The following is a 26548-nucleotide window of genomic DNA, read 5'->3' on the forward strand; positions in this document are numbered from 1 at the left end:
CCGGAATGGCTATCCCCACTTTACGTCATGGCGGGCCAGGACCTCGCGCACTTTCGCGACGAGATCGACTTCGCTGCACGAGAACTGCGCCGGGCGGCTCTCGCGCCATTCCTGGTTGGAGGCGATCGCGGCGGCCGCCTTGGCGCCTTCGATCAGGTCCTTGATCTGCAGCTCGCCGCGCGCCTTCTCGTCGGAGCCCTGGATGATGACGCAAGGCGAGTTGCGGCGATCGGCATATTTGAGTTGGTTGCCCATGTTCTTGGGATTGCCGAGATAGAGCTCGGCACGGATGCCGGCCGTGCGCAATGACGCAACCATCTTCTGGTAGTCGGCGACGCGGTCGCGGTCGAACACGGTGACGACGACGGGACCGAAGTCCGGCTTGGTGTCGAGCTTGCCGAGCAGCGTCAGCGCGGCCTGCAAGCGTGAGACGCCGATCGAAAAACCAGTCGCCGGCACCGGCTCGCCGCGGAAGCGCGAGACGAGGCCGTCATAGCGCCCGCCGCCGCCGACCGAGCCGAACCGCACCGGGCGGCCCTTCTCGTCCTTGGTGTCGAGCAGCAGTTCGACCTCGTAGACGGGGCCGGTGTAATATTCGAGACCGCGCACGACGGAGGGATCGATCTTGATGCGGTCCGCACCGTAGCCCGACGCCGTGACCAGCTTGGCAATCTCTTCCAGCTCGCTCACGCCGGCCTGACCGACCGGGCTCTTGGCGAGGTAGGTGTCTGCGGCGGCAACGGCCTCTTTCCAGTCGTCGCGCGGCTTGGTGATGGCGAGAACGACGTCGGCTTCGGCTTCGCTCAAATTGGCGCCCTTGGTGAAGTCGCCCTTGCCTTCTTCGCCGCCGTCCCAGCGGCCGGGACCGAGCAGCTTGCGCACCTCGTCGGCGGAAAACTTGTCGAGCTTGTCGATCGCGCGCAGCACCGTCAGCCGGCGCGACGCGTTCTCCTCACCCGCGAGCCCAATGGCTTCCAGCACGCCATCGAGCACTTTTCGGTTGTTCACCTTCACCACGTACTGGCCGCGCGCGATGCCGAGCGCCTCCATCGTGTCCGCCGCCATCATGCAGATCTCGGCGTCGGCCGCCGGGGTCGCCGAACCCACCGTGTCGGCGTCGAACTGCATGAACTGGCGGAAGCGGCCGGGGCCGGGCTTCTCGTTGCGGAAGACGTAGCCGACGCGGTAACTGCGGTAGGGCAGAACCAGCGCGTCGCTGCCGTAGCGCTCGCCGACATAGCGGGCGAGCGGCGCGGTCAAATCGTAGCGCAGGCTGATCCATTGCTCGTCATCGTCCTGGAACGAGAACACGCCCTCGTTCGGACGATCCTGGTCGGGCAGGAACTTTCCGAGCGCGTCGGTATATTCCATCGCCGGCGTCTCCACCGGCTCGAAGCCATAGAGCTCGTAGACGGCGCGGATCTTCTCGACCATCTCGCGCGTCGCCCGGATCGCAGCGGGATCGCGATCCTCGAGCCCGCGCGGCAGGCGCGCCTTCAGCTTCTGGGGTTTTTTGGGTTTCTCGGCCATGCGCGGCGTTTACCAGCCGGGGCGCGAGGCGGCAACCGGGGCTTAGAGGGGCGACGTCATTCCGGGGCTCGCGAAGCGAGAACCCGGAATCTCCGAGATTCTCAGGTGCGCAATTGCGCACCATAGTTCGCCCTTCGGGCGCCCCGGAATGACGCATCACGTTTACGGCTGCTCCATCCGCGCCCGCAGTGCATCGGCGTCCGCCTTCGGCAGCGATTTCAGCGTCGGCTTGATGGTTTCGCCACCGACGATCTTGCCGTTGCGCATGAACATCCAGTCCGAGATGTCGGCCTCCGTGAACGAAACCTTGTCGCCGGCATGCTTGCCCGGCAGATCGCGCGGCTGGTTGGCAAACAGACCGGTAAAGGTCCCGTCGGGCTGCTTCTTCACCTCGCCGATCCAGATGTGCTCGCCGCCCTCGCGGGTCGAAAAACGCACCTTCAAGGCGTGCCCGGTCTCCGACCGCTTCTGCGCCTCGTAGGAGGCCCAGAAGGCCGGCAGCGTGCCGCGGGCCCGCGCCATCGCCGCATTCATCTCGGGATCGCTGGTGCGCACGTCGACGATCGGCGAACGGTCTTGCGCGACGACTTCGTGCGTCGGGCCGATGGTCAGAATGCCGAAAACCGAGATGCCGGTGATTGCGGCGAGAACGACCCGTTTCACGGGTTGGGAGAGTCTTGCTGCCATGATCGCGATACCTAGGATGCCTTGATGCGTCCTGGCTTTGTCGCGAGATCATGGCGGGGCGTTCATGGTGTCAGCCCTTCGCCTCTCCCCGCTTGCGGGGAGAGGGAGACACTCAGAACACCTTGCGGATCCAATTGTGCGGATCGTTGGTGCGGCCGTACTGGATGTCGACGAGCTGCTTGCGCAGGCCCATGGCCACGGGGCCGGCGGCGCCGCCGGAGATCTCGAAATCGCCGCTGACCGAACGCACCTTGCCGATCGGCGAGATCACGGCGGCGGTGCCGCAGGCAAAAGCTTCCTTCAGGCGGCCGCTGGCGGCATCCTTGCGCCACTGCTCGAGCGAATACGGCTCCTCGCGCACGGTCTTGCCGGCATCGCGGGCCAGCGTGATGATGGAATCGCGGGTGATGCCGGGCAGGATGGTGCCGAGCGGCGGGGTCGACAGCGAGCCGTCGTCGAACACGAAGAACACGTTCATGCCGCCGAGCTCCTCGACGTAGCGGCGCTCGATCGCATCGAGGAAGACGACCTGATCGCAGCCGTGCTGCATCGCCTCGGCCTGCGCGCGCAGGCTGGCGGCATAATTGCCGCCGCATTTGACCGCGCCGGTGCCGCCGACCGCCGCGCGCGTGTAGTTCTCCGACACCCAGATCGAGACCGGCGCAGGACCGCCCTTGAAATAGGAGCCGACCGGCGAGGCGATCACCGCGAAGATGTATTCGGACGACGGCTTGACGCCGAGGAAGGTCTCGCTCGCGATCATGAAGGGCCGCAGGTAAAGGCTCCCCTCGCCGCCCGGCATCCAGGCGCGATCGATGCGCACGACCTGCTCGACGGCCTCGATGAAGACGTCTTCCGGCAGCTGGGCCATCGCCATGCGGTCGGCCGAGTCCCTGAAGCGCCGCGCATTGGCGTCGGGCCGGAACAGGTTCACGCCGCCATCGTCGCGCTTGTAGGCCTTCAGGCCTTCGAAGATCTCCTGCGCGTAGTGCAGGACGGCGCCGGCCGGATCGAGCTGGAAATTGGCGCGCGCTTCGATCTTCGCCTCGTACCAGCCGCCCTTGGCCTGGTTGTAGCGGACGATCGCCATGTGATCGGTGAAGACCCGCCCGAAGCCGGGGTCGACCAGCTTGGCGACGCGGTCCTTCTCGGGCGTCGGATGGATTGCGGGCTGGATGTCGAATGTCATGCTCATGTCCTTGGCTCCCGCTGCCGGTAACGGCGCTGTTTCTCGCGCCCGCCCGCCCCCGTCGGGGCCGGCCGGCTTGATTGGTTTCTGGCTGGACCCCGTCGCCAGCCTTGTTACGGCCGGTTTCCCGTGGCCAGCATGTCGCTGAGGACATGCTTTTGCGGGAGGCGGAAGTCCAGTATGTTTTGCCGAAATGCCGCTCGACAATCGCACGGTAGATCTGATCCGGCCGTCGTCGCCTGTCCGGCTCCTTCCGCCGTCCCGCTTCGATGCCGTCCGCCGCGAAACGACCTAAAATTTCGTGCGGGCTGTTCGTTTTGTAACATTGAACCCAAGATACGTCAATATGCCTGACATAAATTTCGCGAGTCCCGCTGAAGACGCCGCCGAGCCTCGGCCGGCGGCAGGCGATGGAGGCAATTTGCGCTGGGATATCATCGAGCTGCTGTTCTTCGCCTATCGCGATTTCGTCGGCGATCCCGACCAGGAGCTGGAGGCTTTCGGCTTCGGCCGGGCCCATCACCGGGTCATGCACTTCGTCTACCGCTATCCCGGCCTCAAGGTCGCCGATCTGCTCGATGTCCTGCGCATCACCAAGCAATCGCTCGGCCGCGTGCTCAAGCAGCTCCTGGACGAGGGTTACATCGTGCAGAAGACCGGTGACAACGACCGCCGCCAGCGCCTGCTCTATGCGACGCCGAAAGGCGAAGCGCTGGTGCAGAAGCTCGCCGGGCTGCAGACCACGCGGATCACCAAGGCGCTCGCCGAGATCGGTCCGCAGGACGCCGAGACGGTCAAGCGCTTCCTGCGCGCGATGATCGATCGGGACGATCCGGACAAGGTGCTCGAGACCATCTTCGCTTCCGTCAATCAAACCACCAAGGAGTGACCGTGTCGCTCGCTGCCACTCTCGCCCGTCCGCCGGCGCGCCCTGCCGACGACGCGCCGCATCTGCTGCTGGTCGACGACGACCGCCGCATCCGCGATCTGCTCTCGCGCTTCCTTGCCGGCGAAGGCTACCGCGTCACCACCGCCGCAAGCGCCGGTGATGCACGATCGAAATTGCTGGGTCTGCATTTCGACCTCTTGATCCTCGACGTGATGATGCCCGGCGAGACCGGCTTCGATCTCGCCCGCTTCATCCGCACATCCTCCTCGGTGCCGATCGTGATGCTCACGGCGCGGCACGAGGCGGAGGCCCGCATCGAGGGCCTGCAGATCGGCGCCGACGACTACGTGGCAAAACCGTTCGAGCCGCGCGAGCTGGCGCTGCGCATCAACAACATCCTCAAGCGCGCCGCTCCGCCGCCGCAGGCCACGACGATCGAGAAGATCGCCTTCGGTCCCTACATCTACCACCTCGAGCGCGGCGAGCTGCGCCAGGGCGAGGAGGTCATCCACCTCACCGACCGCGAGCGCGAGATGCTGCGCATTCTCGCGGAGACGCCGGGCGAGACCGTGCCGCGCAGCGCCCTGACCGGCAATGGCAGCGTCAACGAGCGCGCCGTCGACGTGCAGATCAACCGCCTGCGGCGCAAGATCGAGACCGACCCAGCCAATCCGCTGTTCCTCCAGGCGGTGCGCGGCATCGGCTACCGGCTGGTGGCGTCGCCATAACTCAAGTGAAGCGCGCCAGATGAGCACGATCGACACCGGCCTGACGCTTCTGAAGAGCGCCGCCGGCCGCGTCTCCGCCGCCAATGGCTGGATGGGCAACGCGTTCAAGGGCTGGATGCCGACCGGCCTCTACGCCCGCGCGCTCCTCATCATGATCGTGCCGATGGTGGTGCTGCAATCGGTCGTCGCCTTCGTGTTCATGGAGCGGCACTGGAACACGGTGACGCGCCGCCTGTCGGCCGCGGTGGTGCAGGACATCGCCGCACTGATCGACGTCTACAAGGGCTATCCGCAGGACAAGGACCGCGACCAGATCCGCCGCATCGCCCAGCAGCGGCTCGGCCTCGTGGTCGATTTTCTGCCCGCCGGCGACATGCCGCCGCCGGGACCGAAGCCATTCTTCTCGCTGCTCGACCAGACCCTGTCGGTGCAGCTCGGCCGCCAGATCGGGCGCTCGTTCTGGATCGATACGGTCGGCCGCTCCAATCTGGTCGAGATTCGCATCCAGCTCGACGATGCCGTGATGCGCGTGTTCGCACAGCGCAGCGCCGCCTACGCCTCGAATTCGGAGATCTTCCTGTTCTGGATGGTCGGCACGTCCTCGATCCTGCTGATCGTCGCGGTGCTATTCCTGCGCAACCAGATCAAGCCGATCCTGCGGCTTGCCGACGCCGCCGAAAGCTTCGGCAAGGGCCGCGAAGCCCCGAACTTCCGCCCGCGCGGCGCGCGCGAGGTGCGGCGCGCCTCCGTCGCCTTTCTCGAGATGAAGTCGCGCATCGAGCGCACGATGGAGCAGCGCACCGCGATGCTCGCCGGCGTCAGCCACGATCTGCGCACCATCCTGACCCGTTTCAAGCTCGAGCTGGCGCTGATCGGCGACAGCCCCGAGCCTCGAGGGCATGCGCAAGGACGTCGACGAGATGTCGATGATGCTGGAGGATTACCTCGCCTTCGCGCGCGGCGATTCCGGCGAGCAGTCGCAGCCGACCGACATGGCGCAGGCGCTCGAGGAACTGCGCAGCGATGCCGAGCGCCATGGCCACACCGCGACCGTCGCCTTCCACGGCCTGCCGGTGGTGACGGTGAAGCCGGCCTCGTTCAAGCGCTGCCTCGCCAACCTCGTCACCAACGCGGCGCGCTACGGCAAGAGCATCGCCATCACCGGCCAGCGCGATCATCGTTATTTGACCGTGACGATCGACGACGACGGCCCGGGCATTCCCGCGCATTTGCGCGAAGAAGTATTCAAGCCGTTCCTGCGGTTGGACAACGCCCGCAACCAGGACGAAGGCGGCACCGGCCTTGGCCTTGCTATCGCCCGCGACATCGCCCGCTCCCACGGCGGCGACATCACGCTCGGCGACAGCCCGATGGGCGGATTGCGGGCGAGCGTGCGGATCCCGGTGTAGGGGAAGCGGCCCGGCGAGAGGCGCACCAATCCTGGGGGTTAGAGGAAGCATGAACTGCACGGACGGTTTCGTCGCCAAATTCGTCTCACCGTTCGATGAGAGCGCAGTCATCATCGAGGATGATGGCAAGGTGGCCTATGCCTACATGCTCGATCGGAACGGGAAGATCTGTAGCGACGTGTGGCTCTACAATCGCTGCCCCGCCCCGATTGAGCCTGAGTGGCACGACGCGGCGAACCTTCCGTTCGCCAATCCGGCGTCCCTCGTCAATAAAAAGCTCTCGCTTCGCCCCTCCCGACACGACAAACGATTTCACCGTCGCGTGGGATGAAGTCGGCGGCCGTCTCGCCGCCAAAATCCTTCTGCGCGATGACTATCTCGCGAGATTGGAAGCCGGAAGCAAGCCGGGCTGGTCAGCGCTTGCGGCCATGGACGGCCCGTTGGCCCAGGCGTTGAAATAACACCTGCCCTACTTCGGCAGCAGCGCCTTCAGCTTGTCCATGTCGCGCACGTTCATCTTGAAGCCGCCGGGCATCACGACGTCGCCGGGCTTCTGGTCCGGCTTGCACGCCCCCAGCCATTTTGCTTGCAGCGTCATGGTCGTATCGCGTCCCGCCGCGCCGGCGGCGCCGCCTTTTGCGTGCGAGGTGGTCTTCACTGTATAGGCCGAGTTGAAATCGCCCGTGATCTCGGCGTGCGAGGTGGTGTTGACGCCGGCGACGCTGCACTCGGAATCGCTGACATAGCCGGTCGCGGTCTTCTTGATCTCCTGCTTGGCGCAGATCTGCTTGGCCATCGGGGAGACGTTGTTGCTCATCTCCTTGTCGACGGTCTCGTCGGTGCAGTGCTGCATGGTCATCTCGGGCACGGGCGAGCCTGAGGTGGCCAGCTTCATTTCCCAGAGGCCGGCCTTGCGCACCGGCAGATCGTCGGCAAAGGCACCGCCCGCCGACACCGCGAGGCAAAGCACCGAGCCGAGCAAAGCGAGTTTGCGCGTCATGGGGTCTCCCAACTGAGAGATTGCGGCGTACGACACCGCCTCAGTAAAGCGTGCGGATCGGCTGCTCGGCGGCGCCGTAGGGCACCCAGCGGCAGGAGAACGAGATGTAGCCGCCCTCATAAGCCTGCACGCCCAGGAATTTGACCACCTTGCCGTAGCGCGCGCAGTGATCGACCGCGACCTGACGTGCGTCGACCTGGATGGCCATCGAATAGGCGATGATGCCGCCGGTGTCATTGCCCTTGAACGGCGGCACATAATCGGCACGCGCCGACTGGCTCGCCGTCATACCCGAGGCAACCAGGCTGGCGAGAAGACCCGCGGCCGCAATGATTCGCATTCCCGTCACTCCAATTGGCTGGCCGCCAGTCTACGGTGCCGGGATGGAAGTGGAAAGAACCGAAGCCGTGCCGACCGCGACGTTGTGGTCAAGTCCTGGCGAAGTGTTGCCGCGCTGCACTTGACCTCCCTGGCCTTCGCGGCACCGTCCGACCTTCGCAAGACCTTAGCTGTCCGGATTATCCATGCGCGCCCCCTCCCTGAAATCATTCCGCTATGCCGCCGTGCTCGGCCTCATGCTCGGGGCGGTATCGCTCGGCGAGGCCAGGGCCGCCAATCCGCTGGAGATGAATTTCTGGCTGAGCGGACCGCGCTATGACGGCGCCGTCGCCGGTTGCGACCGGGCGCTGCCGACGATCGCGACCCAGTTCTGGGAAAAGGAAAGCACGTTCTGGAATTCCTCGTTGAAGATCACCGGCTTCTCCGCCGTTCACGAGACCGCGTTCCGGCCCTGGCAGTCCGACAACATCCCGCGCCGCTATTGCAGCGCTGACGCCATGCTCACCGACGGCAAGGTGCGCAAGGTGCACTACTCGCTCATCGAGGATGGTGGATTCGCCGGCTACGGCAGCGGCGTCGAATGGTGCGTGGTCGGGCTCGACCGCAACTGGGCTTACAATCCGGCCTGCCGCGCCGCCAGACCTTGAGTCCGAGGCGCCCCTGCGTCGGCCATCAGCGGTCAAACGGCGGTCACCGGAATTTTGTTCTTGAAATGTTCTTGTCGCCTGCTAGGCTTCCTTGCACAGTCTAGTTGAGGGGCGTTGCCATGTTTCATCCCGGATTGCATTCCTTCTCTCGCCTGGTGATCTCGCTGGCCCTTTCCCTGATCCTGGCAGCCGGCCTGGCCTCGTTCGCCGGCGACGCCATGGCCCAGGACAAGCGGCAGAACGCACCGGGCGAGTTCGATTTTTACGTGCTGTCGCTGTCATGGTCGCCCTCGTTCTGCGAGGAGGCGGCCGAGCGTGGCGGCCGCTCCCAGCTCCAGTGCAGCGGGCGGCCCTACGCCTTCGTGGTGCATGGGCTGTGGCCGCAATATGAGAATGGCTTCCCGGAATATTGCCAGCGGCCCGCACCGCGGCTGAACCGCAGCATCGTCTCCTCGATGCTCGATCTGATGCCGGCGCCGGGGCTGATCTTCAACGAATGGGACAAGCACGGCACCTGCTCGGGCCTCGCCGGTCGCAGCTATTTCGAGGCCATCCGCAAGGCGCGCGCCGCGATCAAGATTCCGGCCGAATATCTCGATCTGTCGCAGACCAAGACGGTGGCACCGGCGGAGGTCGAGGAGGCCTTCATCAAGGCCAATCCGGGGCTGAGCAATGCCGCCGTCTCGGTCACCTGCAACCGCACCCGGCTCTCGGAGGTCCGCATCTGCCTCAGCAAGGACCTGCAATTCCGTGCCTGCGAGGAAACCGATCGCCGCGCCTGCCGCCGCGAGCAGGTGACGATGCCGCCGATCAGGGGCGGGTAGGATTGCTCCGCCGTCATTGCCGGGCGCGCGGAGCGGAATCCATCTATCCGCGTCACCGATAGCAAAATGGATTCCGGGTCCGGTGCGGGCGCACCGCCCCGGAATGACGGCCGTTACTTTCGGCGCGCGATGTCGTAACTCTCCACCATGAACTACCGCCACGCCTTCCACGCCGGCAACTTCGCCGATGTCATCAAGCACATCGTGCTGGCCCGCATCATCACCTATCTGCAGGACAAGCCGGGTCCGTTCCGCGTCATCGATACCCATGCCGGAGCCGGCCTCTACGATCTCGACAGCGACGAGGCGCGCCGGAGCGGCGAATGGCTCACCGGCATCGCGCGGCTGATGCAGGCCCGTTTGTCGAACGAGAGCGCGGCGCTGACCAAGCCCTATCTCGACATCGTGCGCGCCTACAATCCGAAGGGGGAGCTCAAGGCCTATCCGGGCTCGCCGCTGATCGCGCGCGGCCTGCTCAGGCCGCAGGACCGGCTGGTGGCCTGCGAGCTCGAGCCGAAGGCGCGGAAGGCGCTGATCGGCGTGCTGCGCCGCGACGAACAGGCCCGCGTGGTCGACCTCGACGGCTGGGTGGCACTGCCGGCCTTCGTGCCGCCGAAGGAGCGGCGCGGCCTCGTGCTGATCGATCCGCCGTTCGAGGCCAAGGACGAGTTCGAGCGGTTGGGCGAAGCCTTCTCCACCGCCTTCGCGAAATGGCCGACCGGTATCTATGTCATCTGGTATCCGGCCAAGAGCCGGCGTGCCACCGACACACTGGCCCAGACGGTGGCACGGCTCGCAGCCGCAGCAAAACCACCGGGAAAATGCCTGCGCCTCGAATTCAGCGTCGCGCCCCAGCTCGATGGCGGGGCTCTTTCCTCTGCCGGCCTGCTGATCGTCAATCCGCCCTACACGCTGCAGGGCGAGCTCAAGACCATCCTGCCCGAGCTGGAAATGCCGCTCGGCCAAGGCGGCGCTGCCAGATTCCGATTGGAGGTACCCAAGCCCTAGAGCAAAGCCGTAACACTCCGGCATTCTTGGGAAAAATATGCAGGAGCGGTAGTCAATCCGCAGAGAACCGTATTATGCTGTTTCTGTGACTGGCTTTACGTTCCGCTTCCGCGAATGGTTGCGGCGGAGTGAAGGCCTAAGAAAGATCCGGCCGGACCGTCAGGGTCCGCCCAAGGATGGCCAGCTCTCCCGGGCTTCGTAAGGCCCGGTCATGTCGCGACGTGAGTCTGCGTCGCGGCGGAGGAGCAATGAGGGGGAGTTTCCCGATGGCCATGACGGGAACGGTCAAGTTTTTCAACGGCGAACGCGGCTACGGTTTCATCAAGCCTGACGACGGCGGCCGCGACGTCTTCGTGCACATTACTGCTGTGGAGCGGGCCGGACTGAAGGACCTTGCGGAAGGACAGCGCATTACTTTCGAAGTCGAACCGGACAAGAAGGGGAAGGGGCCGAAGGCGGTCAACCTGGTCATCCTCTCCTAGCGGGCCTGACGCAAAGCACGCCGCGCAATATTTCGTGCAAAAAAAATCCCGGCCGCGAGCGGCCGGGAAGGTGTTGTCCGGTATTTTCTTCTTCAGCTATCAGAAGCGATAGTTCACGCCTGCGCGAACGACGCTGGCGCTATAGCCGTTTGACACCCCCGTAATCGCAAACTGGCTGGTCGACAGGTCGATGTAGAGATATTCGAGCTTGGCGCTCCAGTTCGAAGTGAGGCCGACTTCCGCGCCGCCGCCGATGGTCCAGCCTGCGGTGGTGTGCGATTCCGCCCAGCCGAAGGTCTGTCCACGCAGCTCGCCGAACGCAAGGCCCGCGGTGCCGTAGAACAGCACGTTGTTGAAGGCATAGCCGGCGCGGCCGCGCAATGTGCCGAACCACGGATTGGAGAACTTCCACGGCGCGAAAGTGTCGTCGGCACCGCTGGCCTGGATATCGCCCTCGACACCGAACACCCAAGGGCCGTTCTGGAAATTGTAGCCGGCCTGCACGCCGCCGACGAAGCCCGACGGCTTCGAGGGATTGTTGTCGACCGAGCCCCATTCGTAGCCGATGTTGCCGCCGAGATAGGGACCCGCCCAGCTATAGGCATTGAGCGGCTGGTTGACGGTATAGGGGGCGCGCTGCCCGTAATTGAGATCGGCGGCCTCTGCCGAAGCTGTCCAGCCGGCTGCAACCAACGCGGCCGCGCCCACAACGAGCCTCTTCATCACTCACTCCAACGCAACTGCCGTCGCCGCTGCGGCGCCTGCGCTTGCCGCGCGAGGCAAACCGCATGGTTACGGAACCACCACTTTTTCGCGCAGGATTTATCGAGAGTTTTAGCTTAAAGGGCTGTTAAGCCGGGTTACCGCGCTGTTAACAGACTTAAGGAAGCGTTACCGCCGCCGTCCTGTGCGTGCCGCACGGCCGGAACTTCAAATCGGCACCCCGAGCGCCTAGATCGCCCCATGGTTCACGATTCCACCGACAATCCGGACGAACGCGCGCGCAAACTGCCGCGCGCTGCGGCGAGCGACGTGCCGCCGGAGACGTTGACGGCGCCGGACGTCGATCCCGCCGCCCCGGGCGGCGACGACGAGGATGATTCGCGGCTGCCTGATATCCTGGAGGAAAGCGGCGCGGTCGGCGAGGAGCCGCTGGCGACCGGCCATGAGGCGATCGAGCGCGCGGTCCGCCTCGCCCCGACCTCGCCCGGCGTCTATCGCATGCTCAACGCCAATGCCGACGTGCTCTATGTCGGCAAGGCCAAGAACGTCAAGAAACGCCTGTCGAGCTATGCGCGTCAGAGCGCGCCGCAGCCGGCGCGCATCCTGCGCATGATCGCCGCCACCGTGACGGTGGAGATCGTCTCGACCAACACCGAGACCGAAGCGCTGCTGCTGGAAGCCAATCTCATCAAGCAGCTGCGGCCGCGTTTCAACGTGCAGCTGCGCGACGACAAGTCGTTTCCCTATATCCTGATCACCGGCGATCATTGGGCGCCGCAGATCCTGAAACATCGCGGCGCGCAGAGCCGGCCCGGACGCTATTTCGGTCCGTTCGCCTCCGCCGGGGCGGTCAACCGCACCATCACGGCGCTGCAGCGCGCGTTCCTGATCCGCTCCTGCACCGATTCCTTCTTCGAGAGCCGAACCCGGCCCTGCCTGCTGTACCAGATCCGCCGCTGCGCCGGCCCCTGCACCCGCGAGATCGACTTTGGCGGCTATACGACGCTGGTGCGCGAGGCGAGCGACTTCCTGTCCGGCAAGAGCCACGCGGTGAAGCAGGAGCTCGCCGGCGAGATGGAGAAGGCGGCGGGTGAGCTCGAGTTCGAGCGCGCGGCGCTCTACCGCGACCGCCTCGCTGCACTCTCGGCGATCCAGTCGCAGCAGGGCATCAATCCGCGCACGGTCGAGGAAGCCGACGTGTTCGCCATCCACCAGGAAGGCGGGTTCTCCTGCGTCGAGGTGTTCTTCTTCCGCACCGGCCAGAACTGGGGCAACCGCGCCTATTTTCCGCGCGCGGAGAAGTCGTTCACCCCCGAAGAGGTGCTCGGCTCCTTCCTCGCGCAGTTCTACGACGACAAGCCGCCGCCCAGGAACATCCTGCTCTCTCACGAGATCGAGGAGAGCGATCTGCTCGCCAATGCGCTGGCGATCAAGGTCGGCCACAAGGTCGAGGTCACTGCGCCCAAGCGCGGCGAGAAGAAGGAGCTGGTCATCCACGCCCTGACCAATGCGCGCGAGGCGCTCGGCCGCAAGCTCGCCGACACCGCCACGCAAAGCCGGCTGCTGGAGGCCATGGCCGCGACGCTGAGCCTGCCGCATCCGCCCAAGCGCATCGAGGTCTACGACAACAGCCATATCCAGGGCACCAATGCGGTCGGCGCCATGATCGTCGCCGGCCCCGACGGCTTCGTGAAGAACCAGTACCGCAAGTTCAACATCAAGTCGGAAGGGATCACGCCCGGCGACGACTTCGCCATGATGCGCGAGGTGCTGGAGCGGCGCTTCAAGCGCCTGATCAATCCACCGGAGGATGCCGCCACCAAGGCCAAGGACGACGATTTTCCGCAATGGCCTGACCTCGTCATCATCGACGGCGGCCGGGGCCAGCTCAACGCCGTCCGCGAGATCTTCGCCAATCTCGGCCTGAGCCAGGTGTCGCTGATGTCGGTGGCCAAGGGACCGGACCGGGATGCCGGCCGCGAGACCCTGTTCATGCCGGAACGCGAGGCCATCAAGCTGGAGCCGCGAGACCCCGTGCTCTATTTCATCCAGCGCTTGCGCGACGAGGCCCACCGCTTCGTCATCGGCTCGCACCGCAAGCTGCGCAAGAAGGACATCCGCGAGGCGGGTTTGCAGGAGATCCGGGCATCGGTCCGTCACGCAAACGTGCCTTGCTGCATCATTTCGGGACCCTGAAGGAGATCGAGCGCGCTTCGATCGCCGATCTCGGCAAGGTTCCAGGGGTGAGCGCCGAGAGCGCGCGCAGGATTTTCGAGTATTTCCATCCCCAGCCGGGATGAACTAAAGGGGACCCAAAGGTAGCCTCGGTCATATGGTCGTCGCATCCCGCACCCCATCTGGGGAGCGGAACGGTTGACCTTCAGGCTGCAGCGGTATTGGTAGGACGGATGAACATCGCCACGACACGAGGGACCACCAGCCGCGCGATGTCCCTCCCCAATCTCCTGACCTATGGCCGGATCGCCGCGATCCCGGTCGTGGTCGGGTGCATCTATGCGCAGTCGATCCTGGATCAGCCGCTGTGGCTGCGCTGGGTTGCAGTCGCCATTTTCATCGCGGCCGCGGTCACCGATTACCTTGACGGCTATTATGCGCGGATCTGGAATCAGCAATCGGCCTTCGGCCGGATGCTGGACCCGATCGCCGACAAGCTGCTGGTCGCCTCCTGCCTCTTGATGCTGGCCGCCGACGGCATCATTCATGGCTGGTCGCTGTGGGCCGCCATCGTGATCCTGTGCCGCGAGATCCTGGTCTCGGGCCTGCGCGAATATCTCGCCGCGCTCCGCGTCAGCGTGCCCGTGACCAAGCTTGCGAAGTGGAAAACCACGGTCCAGCTCGTCGCGATCGGCTTCCTGCTCGCCGGACCTGCCGGCGACGAGGTGGTGCCCGTGGTCTCGATGATCGGGTTGGCGCTGCTGTGGGCCTCGGCGATCGTGACCATCTACACCGGCTACGATTATTTCCGCGCCGGCATCCATCACCTCATCAAGGAGGACGAGGGATGAAGGTGAAGTATTTTGCCTGGGTGCGCGAGCGCGTCGGCAAGGCGGAGGAGACCATCGAGCCGCCGCCGACCGTGCGCACCGTCGAGGAGCTGATTGCCTGGCTGTCCGGCCAGAGCGAGGCCTATGCCTACGCGTTCGAGAAGCCGAAGGTGATCCGCGCCGCCATCGACCACGCCCACGTCAAGTCCGACGCCGCGATCGCCGGCGCCCGCGAGATCGCGTTCTTCCCGCCGATGACCGGCGGCTAGGCCCATGACCTCCGCTGTCGCCACCTGCCCCGTCACCATCCGGATTCAGGAAGACGATTTCGACATCGCCCGCGAGATCGCGGCCCTGACCCGGAGCCGGACCGACATCGGCGCGGTCGTGAGCTTCTCCGGCATCTGCCGCGCCGACGATGACAGCGCGAAGGTCGCGGCGCTGACGCTCGAGCATTATCCCGGCATGGCCGAGGAAGAGATCAGGCGTCATGCCGACGAGGCCGTCTCGCGCTGGCCGCTCAACGGCGTCACGGTGATCCACCGTGTCGGTCGCTTCATGCCGGGCCAGAACATCGTGCTGGTGCTGACCGCCTCGCAGCATCGCCAGGCCGCGTTCCAGGCGGCCGAGTTCCTGATGGATTACCTCAAGACCAACGCCCCGTTCTGGAAGAAGGAAGAGAGCGCCACCGGCACCGGCTGGGTCGAAGCCCAGGCCCGTGACGACGAAGCCGCCGCACGCTGGACCAAATCCTGATGGCAAGAGCATCCAAGAAGACTGCGCGCCGGCGCGCCGCGCCAAAGCTCGCGAAAGTGGGGCGCGGCGAGCTGCTCACGCTGCTCGATTTCGTCCGCTATGCGGTGAGCCGCTTCAATGAGGCCAAGCTCGCTTTTGCCCACGGCACGACGGATCCGGTCGCCGAAGCCGCCTTTCTGGTCTGCGAGGCGCTGCATCTGCATCCCGAACAGCCTCGAGAGCTTCGCCAACGCGCGCGTCACGGCCGCGGAAAGCAAGACCGTCCTCGATCTGATCCACCAGCGCGTGACCACGCGCAAACCGGCCGCCTATCTCGTCAACAAGATCTACATGCGCGGCCTGCCCTTCTATGTCGACGAGCGCGTCATCGTTCCGCGCTCCTTCATCGGCGAGCTCCTGGATTCGCATTTCGGCGGCGACGGCGAGGCCGGGTCGCTGATCGACGATCCCACCGCCGTCGGGCGCGTGCTCGATCTCTGCACGGGGTCGGGGTGCCTCGCCATCCTCGCCGCGCATCATTTCCCGAACGCCGTTGTCGATGCCGTCGACATCTCCAAGGGCGCGCTCGAAGTCGCCGCCCGCAATGTCGGCGACTACGGGCTCGAGGAGCGGATCAACCTCTATCGCGGCGACCTGTTCGCTCCCCTCGGTGACAGCAGGTACGATCTGATCATCACCAACCCGCCTTACGTCGATGCCGAAGGCATGGCCGCGCTGCCGCCGGAATGTCGGGCCGAGCCCAAGCTCGCCTTCGATGGCGGCGCCGACGGCCTTGACGTGGTGCGCCGCATCCTGCGCGAGGCGCCCGATCACCTGACGCCGGATGGCGGGCTGATCTGCGAGATCGGCCGCGGCCGGGACCTGGTCGACGAGGCTTTCCCGGACCTGCCGCTGCTCTGGCTCGACACCGAGGAGTCCGAGGGCGAGGTGTTCTGGGTCGCGGCCGCCGATCTCGGCTGATTCATCGCGGCGAACGGAGCGCGGTCGGAACAAGTCAAATTCGGCCACGTTCATCCTCCGAACGAATTTTGCCGCTCTCGGAGGATGTCCAGATGCTCGCGCCATCGGGCGAATTGCTGCGCGCCGGCATGGCGCTGAAGCTCAATCACGTCAAACGGGCCGCGCAATCCTATCTGCGCGACCAGACCAGCCAGGCCACCGGCAAGGTGACGTCTTACGCCGTGGCCGGCGGGCTGTTCGCGGCCGCGGGCCTGTTCGTCATGGCGGCGTTCTTCGTCGGCCTGATCGCCTTGTACCGCTGGGTCGCCATCAGCTACGGGCAGTTCTGGGGTTTCGGTGTCGTCGCGGGCGTGCTGCTGGTGCTGGCGGCGGTCTGCGCCGGCGTGGCGATGGCGCAAACGAAGCGCAAAACCAAGCCGATCGTGCCGCTTGCCAGCCGGTTGCGCGTTGCCATTGCGACCCCGCGGATTCCCCGCGGAACGGTCAAGGAGGCCGTGAAAGAGGTCGCGACCACGACTCCCCTTGCGCCGCTGGCGCCGGGCGAGCGCCGCCATGGCGCAGGAGCCTGGCCGGTTCGCACCAACCGACCCGTGCAGCTTGGCCTAATGCTCGCGGCGATTGGACTGGCGGGGTATACGGCGGTGCGCCGCAGGCGGCACGGTCATCGATTGGACGCTTGATGCTGCCGCGGCGCTCCGAGCAGATCGATTCCTGGCTGCTGGTGGCGGCAACAGCCGTGTTCGTGCTGACGGCGGAGCGCTACTTCCAGGGCTCGGGCCTGGTCGGGTCGGGCCCTCCGCAAGACCACCGCAAAGGCGAGGCGAATTCACCGGAAACACACCCGGCGCGCGCGGCCGTGCAGCCCGGGCACGGCCGCCGTGCGAAGAGCCCGTTCTCGATCCCGTGGGCCGGCTGGAAGGACATCTTCTGGCGGACCTATCAGCGCATCGACGAGGACCGCCTGCTCGCGACCGCGGGCGGCGTCGTCTTCTTCGGGCTACTCGCGATCTTTCCGGCGGTCACAGCACTGGTTTCCTCTTACGGCCTGTTCGCCGATCCCGCCACGATCAGCGCCAACCTGCAGACGCTGGCGACCATGCTGCCCGAGGGTTCCTTCCAGATCGTCGAGGACCAGGTGGCGCGCGTGGTCTCGAACGGCAATACCACGCTGGGCGCCACTTTCCTGTTCGGCCTCCTGCTGGCGATCTGGAGCGCCAATGCCGGGGTCAAGGCGATCTTCGATGCCCTCAACGTGGCCTATGAGGAGCGTGAGAAGCGCAGCTTCATCAAGCTCAACACGGTGTCGCTCGCCTTCACGATCGGCGGCATCGTTGCGCTGCTGGTGATGGTGGGGGTTGTCGTCGCCTTCCCGCTGGCACTCAATCATCTCGGCATGGCGCCCGAAAGCAAGCTGATCGTGGCGCTGGCACGATGGCCGCTCATGTTCCTCGTCCTGCTGGTCGCGCTCGCGATCCTCTACCGCTTCGCGCCCAGCCGCGACGCACCACGCTGGCAATGGCTGAGCCTCGGCGCGGTGACCGCCGCCCTGCTCTGGATCGCCGGCTCGGCACTGCTGTCCTGGTATCTCTCCGAGTTCGCCAATTACAACGCGACCTATGGCTCTCTCGGCGCCGCGATCGGCCTGATGACGTGGATGTGGATGTCGGCGATCGTCATCATGTTCGGCGCCGAGCTGAATTCGGAGATCGAGCGGCAGACGCTGAGGGACACGACCGAGGGGCAGCCCAAGCCGCTCGGCACCCGCGATGCGGTCTCGGCCGACACCGTCGGCGCCGCCGCGCCGGCCTGACGCCGCGCCATTTTAGCCAATGACGACGATCGGGCCGGAACTCACCCGGCCCGATCGAGCGACATGTCAGCGCTTGGTGATGACGGCTTCCAGATATTCGCTGTGCACGACGATGGTGCCGTCGTCGGCATGGTTGAACTCGCCGAGCAGCGCCAGGAGATCGCGCCTCAGCGCGGCCTGCCCGCTCTCGTCGAGCGCGGCAAACGCCTTCAGCGTCGGCCCGTAGAAGGTCTTGAAGACGTCGAGCCAGTGCTCGGGCGAGCGATAGCGGAACACAAACATGCGCGGCTCGGCCGAAATATCCGAGGCCTGGCTTGCGAACATCTCCTCGAGCCGCGCCGGCGTGCCCCATAGCGCCGGAGACTTCACCCCGGCTGGCGGCGGCAGATGCTTGCCGATGGTCCTGAACAGCTGGCCGATGAAACCCTGCGGGGTCCAGTTGGCAAGGCCGATCTTGCCGCCGGGTTTGCAGACGCGTGCAAGCTCGAAGGCCGCCTTTTCCTGGTCCGGTGTGAACATCACGCCGAAGGTCGAGAGCACGACGTCGTAGCTCGCGTCCGCAAACGGCAGCGCTTCGGCGTCAGCCTCGCGAAATTCGACCATCAGATGGTCCGCCGCCGCGCGCTCCTGGCCGCGCTTGAGCAGCGCCGGCACATAGTCGGTGGATGTGACGTCACACCAGCGCCGCGCCGCGGCCAGCGTCGCGTTGCCGTTGCCGGCGGCGACGTCCAGCACCTTGCTGCCGGCGCGCAAATCGACTGCCTCACAGAGCTGTTCGCCGACGATCTGCAAGGTGGTGCCGACAACGGCATAGTCGCCCGACGACCAGGCACCGTGCTGGCGCAGCTTGACGGCGGCAAGATCGGGCTGGGATGTGGGCTGTTTGAGGGCTGCGGATGTCGACATGGGCAAATCTCCTGGGGTTAAAAACGCCGGGACGATAGGGCGCATGCGGTCCGCTGGCCTTGAGAGAAGCGTTATTTTGCGCTGAGAGCGCCTTGATTTGCTGATGGGAGCCGCGACGAGCCTGCTGCAGGCCGCCAGACAGTCACTATCCCCTCGAATCAGCAATGATGTTAGGGTCATGCATTGCTTGGGGAAGCATGAGCCGCGACGGGTTCGAACGCGACCCGTGTTTTCCCGGGGAAAGCAGTCAGCTCTTGAGGCGTAACGCGCGGCATGATTCTGCATTTCGACGATTTTCATCGCCATTTGCATGGTTCTGGTCGCGGCCTCGCTCGGGCTTGTGCTCTACGCCGTCGCCGGTATCAGCGGAACCGAGTCCGCGATCGTGGCGCTCACCGCGCTGACCTTCCTCATCCTCTACAACGCCGTGTCGATGCGGCTGCGTGACCGCAGCGACGTCGGCGGCCAGATCACGGATCTGTCGCGCGGCACCGCCGACCTCGCCCGCCAGGTGGCCGAGTTCGGCCGCCGCTTGGCCGCGATCGAGGCACGCATCGCCTCGTCCAATTCGACCAACTCCGACCGCATCCAGTCGGTGGTCGGCGAGATCAACGAGCTCGGCGGATTGGTCAGACAGCTCGCCACCACCGTGTCGGCCCATGAGGACATGCTGGCCGGCGGCGCGGCGGCGCCCGCCCCGGTCGCCAGGTCCGAGCTCAAGTCCGAGCTCAAGTCCGAGCCGGAGCCGCCGATCGAGCTGGTTGCGCCGTTCGAGGAGCGGCCGGCCGCCCCTCCCCCGCTTGCCGCAGCACCTCCGCCTCCGTCGGCATCGGCGCAGCCGCGGCCAGCGCCGGCGGTCCAGCCCCCGGTCTCCAGCCCGATTCAGACGGCCACCGGGCGCAACCAGACTCAATTGCTGGCGACGCTGCGTAATGCCATCGACGAGAACCGCATCGATATCTTCCTCCAGCCGATGGTGACGCTGCCGCAGCGCAAGGTGCGGTTCTACGAGGCGGTGACGCGCCTGCGCGACGAACGCGACCAGCTGGTCGCAGCGGAGGAGTTCATCAGCATCGCGGAGGCTTCCGGGCTCATCGGGCGCATCGACAACATGGTGATGCTGCGCTGTGTGCAGGTGCTGCGGCGCCTGATGGTGCGCAACAAGGACGTCGGCGTGTTCTGCAACGTCGCGGCGTCCACGCTCGGCAATTCCACCACCTTCGCACAATGCCTCGACTTCCTCGAAGCCAACCGGGCGCTGGCGCCCTCGCTGGTGCTGGAGTTCAAGCAATCGACCTTCCGCAATCTCGGCCCGACCGAGACCGAGAATCTCGCCGCACTCGCCCAGCGCGGCTTCCGCTTTTCGATGGACCACGTCACGGACCTGCGCATCGAGCCGCGCGAGCTGGCCGACCGCGGGGTGCGCTTCATCAAGGTGCCGGCCGCGCTGCTGCTCGACCCCAGGCGGGCGTCGACCTCGGACATCCATCCCTCCGACCTCTCCGACCTGCTCGGCCGCTTCGGCATCGACCTGATCGCCGAAAGGATCGAGGGCGAGCGCGCGGTCGTGGACCTGCTCGACTATGACGTGCGGTTCGGCCAGGGCTTCCTGTTCGCGCCGCCCCGACCATTGCGGCCGGAAGGGGCATCTGCTACCGGCGGGGCCGCGCCGAACCAGGCGCAGGACACGCAAGGAACCAATGGCTCCGCTTCCCCCAGCCAAGGCGCGACATCTGGCGCGGCCGCTGCTCCGGCACAACGCATCACCGGCAATGCGGCGCTGGCGCGCCGCATCTGATCGGCCGCACCTATCATGACCACGCTGCATTTCGCCGAAAGCCTGCGCGAGCTCGTGGGCGGTGTGGACGTCGTTCTCAGCGACATCTGGGGCGTCGTCCATAACGGCCTCGAATCCTTTCCCGAAGCTTGCGAGGCGTTGCACACCTATCGCAGCCACGGCGGTACGGTGATCCTGATCACCAACGCGCCGCGGCCGGCGGATTCCGTGCAGCGGCAATTGCGCAAGCTCGGCGTCCCCGACGAGACCTACGACGCGATCGTCTCGTCGGGCGACCTGACCCGGCTCTATGTCGCCGAGCATCCCGGCCGCAAGATGTTCTGGCTCGGGCCCGAGCGCGACAACTCGATCTATCGCGGCCTCGATGCGAAGACCGCGCCGCTGGAGGAAGCCGACTACATCGTCTGCACCGGCCTCTATGACGACGAGACCGAGACGGCAGAAGACTATCGCGGCATGATGCTGAAGGCGCGCGAGCGCAAGCTGACGCTGGTCTGCGCCAACCCCGACATCGTCGTGGAGCGCGGCGACCGGCTGATCTACTGCGCCGGCGCCATCGCGGAGCTCTATCGCGAGCTCGGCGGCGAGGTGATCTTCTACGGCAAGCCGCACCGGCCGATCTACGAGCGCGCCATGGCGCTCGCCGGGGAACGCCAGGGCCACCAGATCGACCGGAAGAAGGTGCTGGCGATTGGCGATTCCGTCCGCACCGACTTAACCGGCGCGCGCGAATTCGGCATCGACTGCCTGTTCGTGACCCGCGGCATCCATGCCGAGGAGTTCGAGGGCCTCGACCAGCTCGACCCGGCATCGGTACTGGAATTGTTCGGCCACCCGCCCAAGGCGCTGATGCGCGAATTGAAGTGGTGACGGCCTAAACTTCCGTCATTCCGGGGCGCACGAAGCGCGAACCGCGGAATCTCGAGATTCCGGGTTCGGTGCTGGCGCACCGCCCCGAAATGACGAACCAAAAGCAAAAAGGCCCGGGACGAGCCCGGGCCTTTCGAATTCACCTGATGCTTCGATCGCGCTTTACGCGCTGGCCATGTCCGGGAACACCGCCTCGATCTTGGTCTTCAGTGTCGCCGCGTTGAACGGCTTGACGATGTAATTGTTCACGCCGGCCTTCTTGGCCGCGATCACGTTCTCGGTCTTGGATTCCGCCGTGATCATGATGAAGGGCGTGGTGGCGAGGTTCGGATCCGCGCGCACTTCGCGCAAAAGGTCGTACCCCGTCATCGGCTCCATGTTCCAGTCGGAGATCACGAGCCCATACTTCTTGCCGCGCATCTTGTTCAGCGCTGCCGAGCCGTCGCTGGCATCATCGATATTCTCGAAGCCAAGCTGCTTCAGCAGATTCCTGATGATGCGGATCATGGTGCTGTAGTCATCCACCACCAGAACCGGCATCGACAAATCAACCGCCATCTCGACTCCCCCAACGCATACCCAGGAATATTTAAGATCGAACCTGCCGGGCCGGGGCCCGCCTGTTCCAGATGCAAGGACTAGCACCAAGGCGTTAAACAGCGCGTTAATTGGGGGCACCCCGAAAGAACTGAAATTGCGTGGGATTCGGCGCTCCCCCTTCCGCTTGACTTCATCGGGCCGGTCGCGCCACGGTCCCGGCCGGTCCCGCCGGTTCGAGAATTTCCCTGATGGCCCCGCATTTTGACGTTATCCGCGACACCACGCCCGTTTCCGCGATTCCAAGGGGCGCCGTGGTCGCCATGGGCAATTTCGACGGGGTTCATCTCGGTCACCGCGCCGTGATCGCCGCCGCCCTGGAAATGGGCCGGACCCATGGCCGCCCCGCGCTGGCGCTCACCTTCGAGCCGCATCCGCGGCGATTCTTCAGCCCCAACACCCCGCAATTCCGCCTGACGGACGAACAGGCCAAGCTGCGGCTTCTGGCCGGCACCGGGCTTGCCGGCGCCGTGGTCATGACCTTCGACAAGGCCCGCGCCGGAACCAGCGCGCAAGATTTCATTCACCAAGACCTGATCGGACGGCTCGGCGTCAGCGGGATCGCGGTGGGTTACGACTTCCATTTCGGCAAGGGTCGGGTCGGCTCGCCGAGCCTGCTGGTCAACGAGGCGCCCCGGCTCGGCATCGAGGTCGACGTGCAGCCGCATGTCGATATCGACGAGCGGCCGGTCTCCTCCAGCGCGATCCGCATCGCCCTCGCCGAAGGCCAGCTCGACGAGGCCACCACCATGCTGGGTGCGCCCTGGTTCATCACCGGCGAGGTGATCCACGGCGAGAAGCGCGGCCGCGATCTCGGCTATCCCACCGCCAACATCCGCCTCGATGCCAATTGTGGCCTGAAGCACGGCATCTATGCGGTCCGGGTCGGCCGCGGCACGGAGCGGCTGGACGGAGTGGCAAGCTTCGGGCGCCGCCCGACCTTCGACAATGGCGCCCCGCTGCTGGAAATCTTCCTGTTCGACTTCAAGGGCGATCTCTACGGTCAGTCGCTGGATTGCGCCTTTATCGGCTTCATCCGCGAGGAGCTGAAGTTCGAGGGCATCGAGGCCCTGATCCGGCAGATGGACGACGATTCCGCCCGCGCCCGCGCCATCCTGGCCGCCGCCCCGGACGCATTTCCGCGGCTCGGCGCCGTCGATTGAGCCCCGAATCCGGCCTTCCCGAACCTTTGCGCTTCCCTTTTGCGCTTCTCTTGGCCCCCTGCTATGGAGAGCCCATGTTTGCGCGGCGCATCATAGGGATTAGCGGCCCGGCTTCCGCCTGAGCTTAAGGGCTCGGCGCAAGACCGGGATTTGGCCGTTTCACCCCCGCGATTCCGCATCGCCATCCGTTCCCGCGCCATTCCGAGCCAGTCAGCCTCATGTCCGAAAAGCCGCAAAAGTCCCAAAAATCCGAAGCCAAAGACTATTCGAAGACCCTGTTCCTGCCGCAGACCGAATTCCCGATGCGCGCCGGCCTGCCGCAGCGCGAGCCGGAGATCCTCAAGCGCTGGTACGAGATCGGTCTCTACGAGAAGCTGCGTGAGGCTGCCCGTGGCCGCGCCAAGTTCGTGCTGCATGACGGCCCGCCCTATGCCAACGGCAACATCCATATCGGCACGGCGCTGAACAAGATCCTCAAGGATCTCGTCACAAAGAGCCAGCAGATGCTCGGCTTCGATTCCAACTACGTCCCCGGCTGGGACTGCCACGGCCTGCCGATCGAGTGGAAGGTCGAGGAGGAGCACTATCGCAAGAAGGGCAAGCAGAAGCCCGATTTCCGCGACAGCGCCGCCATGATCGACTTCCGCCGCGAGTGCCGCGCCTACGCCACGCATTGGCTCGGCGTGCAACGCGAGGAGTTCAAGCGCCTCGGCGTGATCGGCGACTGGGACCATCCCTACGCCACCATGAGCTTCCCGGCCGAAGCCCAGATCGCGCGCGAGCTGATGAAGTTCGCCGCCAACGGAACGCTCTATCGCGGCTCCAAGCCGGTGATGTGGAGCGTGGTCGAGAAGACCGCGCTGGCCGAGGCCGAGGTCGAGTACGAGGACCACACCTCGGATACGGTGTGGGTGAAATTCCCGGTCACCTCGCCCGCGCACGGTGCGCTCGCCTCCGCAAGCGTCGTGATCTGGACCACCACGCCCTGGACGCTCCCCGGCAACCGCGCCATCTCGTTCTCTCCGAAGATCGCCTACGGCCTTTACAAGGTGACGGATGCGCCCGCCGACAATTGGACCAGGGCCGGCGATCTCCTGATCCTCGCCGACGCACTCGCTGAAGAGGTCTTCAAGCAGGCGCGCGTGACCGCCTACGAGAAGCTCCGCGACGTCCCCGGCGACACCATGGACGCGATCGAATGCGCCCATCCGCTGAGGGCCTTTCCGGCGGCTACGACTTCATCGTGCCGCTATTGCCCGGCGATCACGTCACCGACGACACCGGCACCGGCTTCGTGCACACCGCGCCCGGCCATGGCCGCGAAGACTTCGATGTCTGGATGGCGCAGGCACGCGATCTCGATGCGCGCGGCATCAACACCGCGATCCCCTACACCGTCGATGAGAACGGCGCCTACACCGACCATGCGCCGGGCTTTACCGGCAAGCGCGTCATCACCGACAAGGGCGAGAAGGGCGATGCCAACGAGGCGGTGATCAAGGCGCTGGTCGAGAAAGGCATGCTGCTCGCGCGCGGCCGGCTGAAGCATCAATATCCGCACTCCTGGCGCTCCAAGAAGCCAGTGATCTTCCGCAACACGCCGCAATGGTTCATCGCGATGGACAAGGACGTGGCTCAGGGCGGCAAGGCGAAGAGCGGCGACACGCTGCGCGCCCGCGCGCTGCACGCGATCTCGGTGACGCAATGGGTACCGCCGTCGGGCGAGAACCGCATCAACGGCATGATCGAGGCGCGGCCCGACTGGGTGATCTCGCGCCAGCGCGCCTGGGGCGTGCCGATCGCCGTATTCGTGCGCGAGAAGGGCGACGGCTCCGCCGAGATCCTGCAGGACGAGGCGGTCAACACCCGCATCGGCGAAGCGTTCGAGCAAGAAGGCGCCGACGCCTGGTACGCGACGGGCGCGCGCGAGCGCTTCCTCGGCGCGCGCGCGCGCGAGGATTGGCAGAAGGTCGACGACATTCTCGACGTCTGGTTCGATTCCGGCTCGACCCACGCTTTCGTGCTCGAGGACCCCGAGCAGTTTCCCGGGCTCGCCGGCATCAAGCGCAAGGTCGACGGCGGCACCGACACGGTGATGTATCTGGAAGGCTCGGACCAGCATCGCGGCTGGTTCCACTCCTCGCTGCTGGAGAGCTGCGGCACGCGCGGCCGCGCGCCTTACGACATCGTGCTGACCCACGGCTTCACCCAGGCCGAGGACGGCCGCAAGATGTCGAAGTCGCTCGGCAACACCATCGAGCCGCAGGCGGTCATCAAGGAATCCGGCGCCGACATCCTTCGGCTGTGGGTCGCGTCCTGCGACTACACCGACGACCAGCGCATCGGTCCCGAGATCCTGAAGAACACGGTCGAGACCTATCGCAAGCTGCGCAACACCGTGCGCTGGATGCTCGGCACGCTGCATCATTACAAGCCGGCCGAGGCGGTCGCGCCCGCCGAGATGCCCGAGCTCGAGCGGCTGATGCTGCACGAACTGGCGGTGCGCGCCGCCGCCATCGACAAGGCCTATCGGGAGTTCGACTACAAAACCGTGGTCGCGACCCTCTCGGCCTTCCTCAACAGCGAGCTCTCGGCGTTCTATTTCGATATCCGCAAGGACACGCTGTATTGCGATCCGCCGTCCTCCCTGACACGCAAGGCGGCGCTGACGACGATCGAACTGTTGTGCACCTCGGTGCTGAAATGGCTGGCGCCGATCCTCAGCTTCACCGCCGAGGAAGCCTGGCGCATGTACCGCCCCGGCGCCGAGCCGTCGGTGCATCTGACGCTGTTCCCGACCGATCTCGACGGCTTGCGCGACGACAGTCTCGCCGCGAAATGGGAGACGATCCGCGACGTCCGCCGCGTCGTCACCGGCGCGCTCGAGCTCGAACGCGCCGCCAAGAACATCGGCTCGTCGCTGGAGGCCTCGCCGGTGATCTATGTCTCCGACCGCGGGATGCTGGCGACGTTGTTCGACATCGATCTGGCTGAAGTCTGCATCACCTCGAATTACGAGGTGCGTGAGGGCGAGGCGCCGGCTGCTGCGTTCCGTCTCGAAGCGGTGCCCGGTGTCGCGGTCGTGGTGGAGAAGGCGGTCGGCACCAAATGCGCCCGGTCCTGGAAGATCTCGCAGTTTGTCGGCGACGATCCTGAGTACCCCGACGTCACCCCGCGCGACGCCAAGGCGCTGCGCGAATGGAAGGCGTTGGGAGTGGCGGTCTGATT

The 26548-nt window shown here is 65.6% G+C and carries 23 protein-coding genes and 4 pseudogenes; 19 read left to right on the forward strand and 8 right to left on the reverse strand.

The window, feature by feature from the left end; translation table 11 throughout:
- Positions 1–9: 9 nt before the first annotated feature.
- The 3 genes from hisS to ACETMP_RS18080 all read right to left on the reverse strand — a co-directional run bounded on the left by hisS (position 10) and on the right by ACETMP_RS18080 (position 3412).
- The gene (gene hisS, locus ACETMP_RS18070; RefSeq protein ID WP_375157242.1) at positions 10–1530 is read right to left on the reverse strand and encodes a histidine--tRNA ligase; all 1521 of its coding nucleotides are present in this window, start codon (positions 1528–1530) and stop codon (positions 10–12) included.
- Positions 1531–1692: 162 nt separating this feature from the next.
- On the reverse strand, positions 1693–2217 hold the full coding sequence (locus tag ACETMP_RS18075) for a YegJ family protein (protein ID WP_375157243.1): 525 nt from the start codon (positions 2215–2217) through the stop codon (positions 1693–1695).
- 112 nt (positions 2218–2329) lie between these two features.
- Positions 2330–3412, reverse strand: coding sequence for a branched-chain amino acid aminotransferase (locus ACETMP_RS18080; protein ID WP_375157244.1), 1083 nt, complete (start codon positions 3410–3412; stop codon positions 2330–2332).
- 340 nt (positions 3413–3752) lie between these two features.
- On the opposite strand from ACETMP_RS18080, the gene ACETMP_RS18085 reads away from it, so the two are divergent.
- From ACETMP_RS18085 to ACETMP_RS18100, 4 genes and pseudogenes are all read left to right on the forward strand, one after another.
- Complete coding sequence (locus ACETMP_RS18085; protein WP_028134385.1) at positions 3753–4295, forward strand: MarR family winged helix-turn-helix transcriptional regulator; 543 nt, start codon at positions 3753–3755, stop codon at positions 4293–4295.
- The gene (locus tag ACETMP_RS18090; protein ID WP_375157245.1) at positions 4292–5023 is read left to right on the forward strand and encodes a response regulator; all 732 of its coding nucleotides are present in this window, start codon (positions 4292–4294) and stop codon (positions 5021–5023) included. Before ACETMP_RS18085 ends, ACETMP_RS18090 begins: the two co-directional genes overlap by 4 nt.
- Positions 5024–5042: 19 nt before the next feature.
- Positions 5043–6432, forward strand: a pseudogene (locus ACETMP_RS18095) (ATP-binding protein).
- A 49-nt stretch (positions 6433–6481) separates the two neighbouring features.
- Positions 6482–6763 carry a hypothetical protein gene (locus ACETMP_RS18100; RefSeq protein ID WP_375157246.1) on the forward strand — a complete coding sequence of 94 codons (282 nt, stop codon included), beginning with the start codon at positions 6482–6484 and terminating at the stop codon, positions 6761–6763.
- A 138-nt stretch (positions 6764–6901) separates the two neighbouring features.
- Here ACETMP_RS18100 and ACETMP_RS18105 read toward each other — a convergent pair whose 3' ends face one another.
- Both ACETMP_RS18105 and ACETMP_RS18110 read right to left on the reverse strand, forming a co-directional pair.
- On the reverse strand, positions 6902–7432 hold the full coding sequence (locus ACETMP_RS18105) for a DUF3617 domain-containing protein (protein ID WP_375157247.1): 531 nt from the start codon (positions 7430–7432) through the stop codon (positions 6902–6904).
- A gap of 40 nt (positions 7433–7472) precedes the next feature.
- On the reverse strand, positions 7473–7772 hold the full coding sequence (locus tag ACETMP_RS18110) for a hypothetical protein (RefSeq protein ID WP_375157248.1): 300 nt from the start codon (positions 7770–7772) through the stop codon (positions 7473–7475).
- Between the two features lie 184 nt (positions 7773–7956).
- On the opposite strand from ACETMP_RS18110, the gene ACETMP_RS18115 reads away from it, so the two are divergent.
- From ACETMP_RS18115 to ACETMP_RS18130, 4 genes are all read left to right on the forward strand, one after another.
- Entirely contained in the window at positions 7957–8418 is a 462-nt protein-coding gene (locus ACETMP_RS18115) for a hypothetical protein (protein WP_028134380.1), read from the forward strand.
- 119 nt (positions 8419–8537) lie between these two features.
- Positions 8538–9242: a ribonuclease T gene (locus ACETMP_RS18120; protein ID WP_375157249.1), complete on the forward strand. Its 705-nt coding sequence runs from the start codon at positions 8538–8540 to the stop codon at positions 9240–9242.
- A gap of 147 nt (positions 9243–9389) precedes the next feature.
- Positions 9390–10250, forward strand: coding sequence for a 23S rRNA (adenine(2030)-N(6))-methyltransferase RlmJ (locus tag ACETMP_RS18125; protein ID WP_257176495.1), 861 nt, complete (start codon positions 9390–9392; stop codon positions 10248–10250).
- A gap of 266 nt (positions 10251–10516) precedes the next feature.
- The gene (locus tag ACETMP_RS18130; protein WP_008544396.1) at positions 10517–10732 is read left to right on the forward strand and encodes a cold-shock protein; all 216 of its coding nucleotides are present in this window, start codon (positions 10517–10519) and stop codon (positions 10730–10732) included.
- Positions 10733–10831: 99 nt separating this feature from the next.
- Here the strand turns inward: ACETMP_RS18130 and ACETMP_RS18135 are convergent, their stop codons facing one another.
- Entirely contained in the window at positions 10832–11455 is a 624-nt protein-coding gene (locus ACETMP_RS18135) for an outer membrane protein (protein ID WP_375157250.1), read from the reverse strand.
- A gap of 240 nt (positions 11456–11695) precedes the next feature.
- Between ACETMP_RS18135 and uvrC the strand changes: the two are divergent.
- The 7 genes and pseudogenes from uvrC to ACETMP_RS18170 all read left to right on the forward strand — a co-directional run bounded on the left by uvrC (position 11696) and on the right by ACETMP_RS18170 (position 17986).
- Positions 11696–13755, forward strand: a pseudogene (gene uvrC / locus ACETMP_RS18140) (excinuclease ABC subunit UvrC).
- A 108-nt stretch (positions 13756–13863) separates the two neighbouring features.
- Positions 13864–14481: a CDP-diacylglycerol--glycerol-3-phosphate 3-phosphatidyltransferase gene (gene pgsA / locus ACETMP_RS18145; RefSeq protein WP_375157251.1), complete on the forward strand. Its 618-nt coding sequence runs from the start codon at positions 13864–13866 to the stop codon at positions 14479–14481.
- Positions 14478–14729: a molybdopterin converting factor subunit 1 gene (gene moaD / locus ACETMP_RS18150; RefSeq protein ID WP_375157252.1), complete on the forward strand. Its 252-nt coding sequence runs from the start codon at positions 14478–14480 to the stop codon at positions 14727–14729. Before pgsA ends, moaD begins: the two co-directional genes overlap by 4 nt.
- A gap of 4 nt (positions 14730–14733) precedes the next feature.
- Positions 14734–15216 (forward strand): molybdenum cofactor biosynthesis protein MoaE, encoded by a 483-nt coding sequence (locus tag ACETMP_RS18155; RefSeq protein WP_028134373.1) that lies wholly within the window; start codon positions 14734–14736, stop codon positions 15214–15216.
- A pseudogene (prmB, locus tag ACETMP_RS18160) lies at positions 15216–16176 on the forward strand (50S ribosomal protein L3 N(5)-glutamine methyltransferase). The gene ACETMP_RS18155 and the pseudogene prmB overlap by 1 nt, the downstream one beginning before the upstream one ends.
- A 92-nt stretch (positions 16177–16268) precedes the next feature.
- Positions 16269–16856, forward strand: coding sequence for a phage holin family protein (locus tag ACETMP_RS18165; protein WP_375157253.1), 588 nt, complete (start codon positions 16269–16271; stop codon positions 16854–16856).
- On the forward strand, positions 16856–17986 hold the full coding sequence (locus tag ACETMP_RS18170; RefSeq protein ID WP_375157254.1) for a YihY/virulence factor BrkB family protein: 1131 nt from the start codon (positions 16856–16858) through the stop codon (positions 17984–17986). The genes ACETMP_RS18165 and ACETMP_RS18170 overlap by 1 nt, the downstream gene beginning before the upstream one ends.
- Before the next feature lie 66 nt (positions 17987–18052).
- Here the strand turns inward: ACETMP_RS18170 and ACETMP_RS18175 are convergent, their stop codons facing one another.
- The gene (locus tag ACETMP_RS18175; RefSeq protein ID WP_375157255.1) at positions 18053–18892 is read right to left on the reverse strand and encodes a class I SAM-dependent methyltransferase; all 840 of its coding nucleotides are present in this window, start codon (positions 18890–18892) and stop codon (positions 18053–18055) included.
- Positions 18893–19202: 310 nt separating this feature from the next.
- Here ACETMP_RS18175 and ACETMP_RS18180 point away from each other — a divergent pair, with 310 nt between their 5' ends.
- Together ACETMP_RS18180 and ACETMP_RS18185 are read left to right on the forward strand one after the other, a co-directional pair.
- On the forward strand, positions 19203–20690 hold the full coding sequence (locus ACETMP_RS18180; protein ID WP_375157256.1) for an EAL domain-containing protein: 1488 nt from the start codon (positions 19203–19205) through the stop codon (positions 20688–20690).
- A 15-nt stretch (positions 20691–20705) separates the two neighbouring features.
- Positions 20706–21560, forward strand: a complete 855-nt coding sequence (locus tag ACETMP_RS18185) for a TIGR01459 family HAD-type hydrolase (protein ID WP_375157257.1) — start codon at positions 20706–20708, stop codon at positions 21558–21560.
- 162 nt (positions 21561–21722) lie between these two features.
- Here the strand turns inward: ACETMP_RS18185 and ACETMP_RS18190 are convergent, their stop codons facing one another.
- A complete protein-coding gene (locus tag ACETMP_RS18190) occupies positions 21723–22118 on the reverse strand; it encodes a response regulator (RefSeq protein WP_008567674.1) in 396 nt (131 codons plus the stop codon).
- 230 nt (positions 22119–22348) lie between these two features.
- On the opposite strand from ACETMP_RS18190, the gene ACETMP_RS18195 reads away from it, so the two are divergent.
- Positions 22349–23320, forward strand: a complete 972-nt coding sequence (locus ACETMP_RS18195) for a bifunctional riboflavin kinase/FAD synthetase (RefSeq protein WP_375157258.1) — start codon at positions 22349–22351, stop codon at positions 23318–23320.
- 218 nt (positions 23321–23538) lie between these two features.
- Positions 23539–26546: pseudogene (gene ileS, locus ACETMP_RS18200) on the forward strand (isoleucine--tRNA ligase).
- Positions 26547–26548 lie beyond the last annotated feature (2 nt).

Source organism: Bradyrhizobium dasycarpum, assembly GCF_042019905.1.
Lineage (GTDB): Bacteria > Pseudomonadota > Alphaproteobacteria > Rhizobiales > Xanthobacteraceae > Bradyrhizobium > Bradyrhizobium japonicum_B.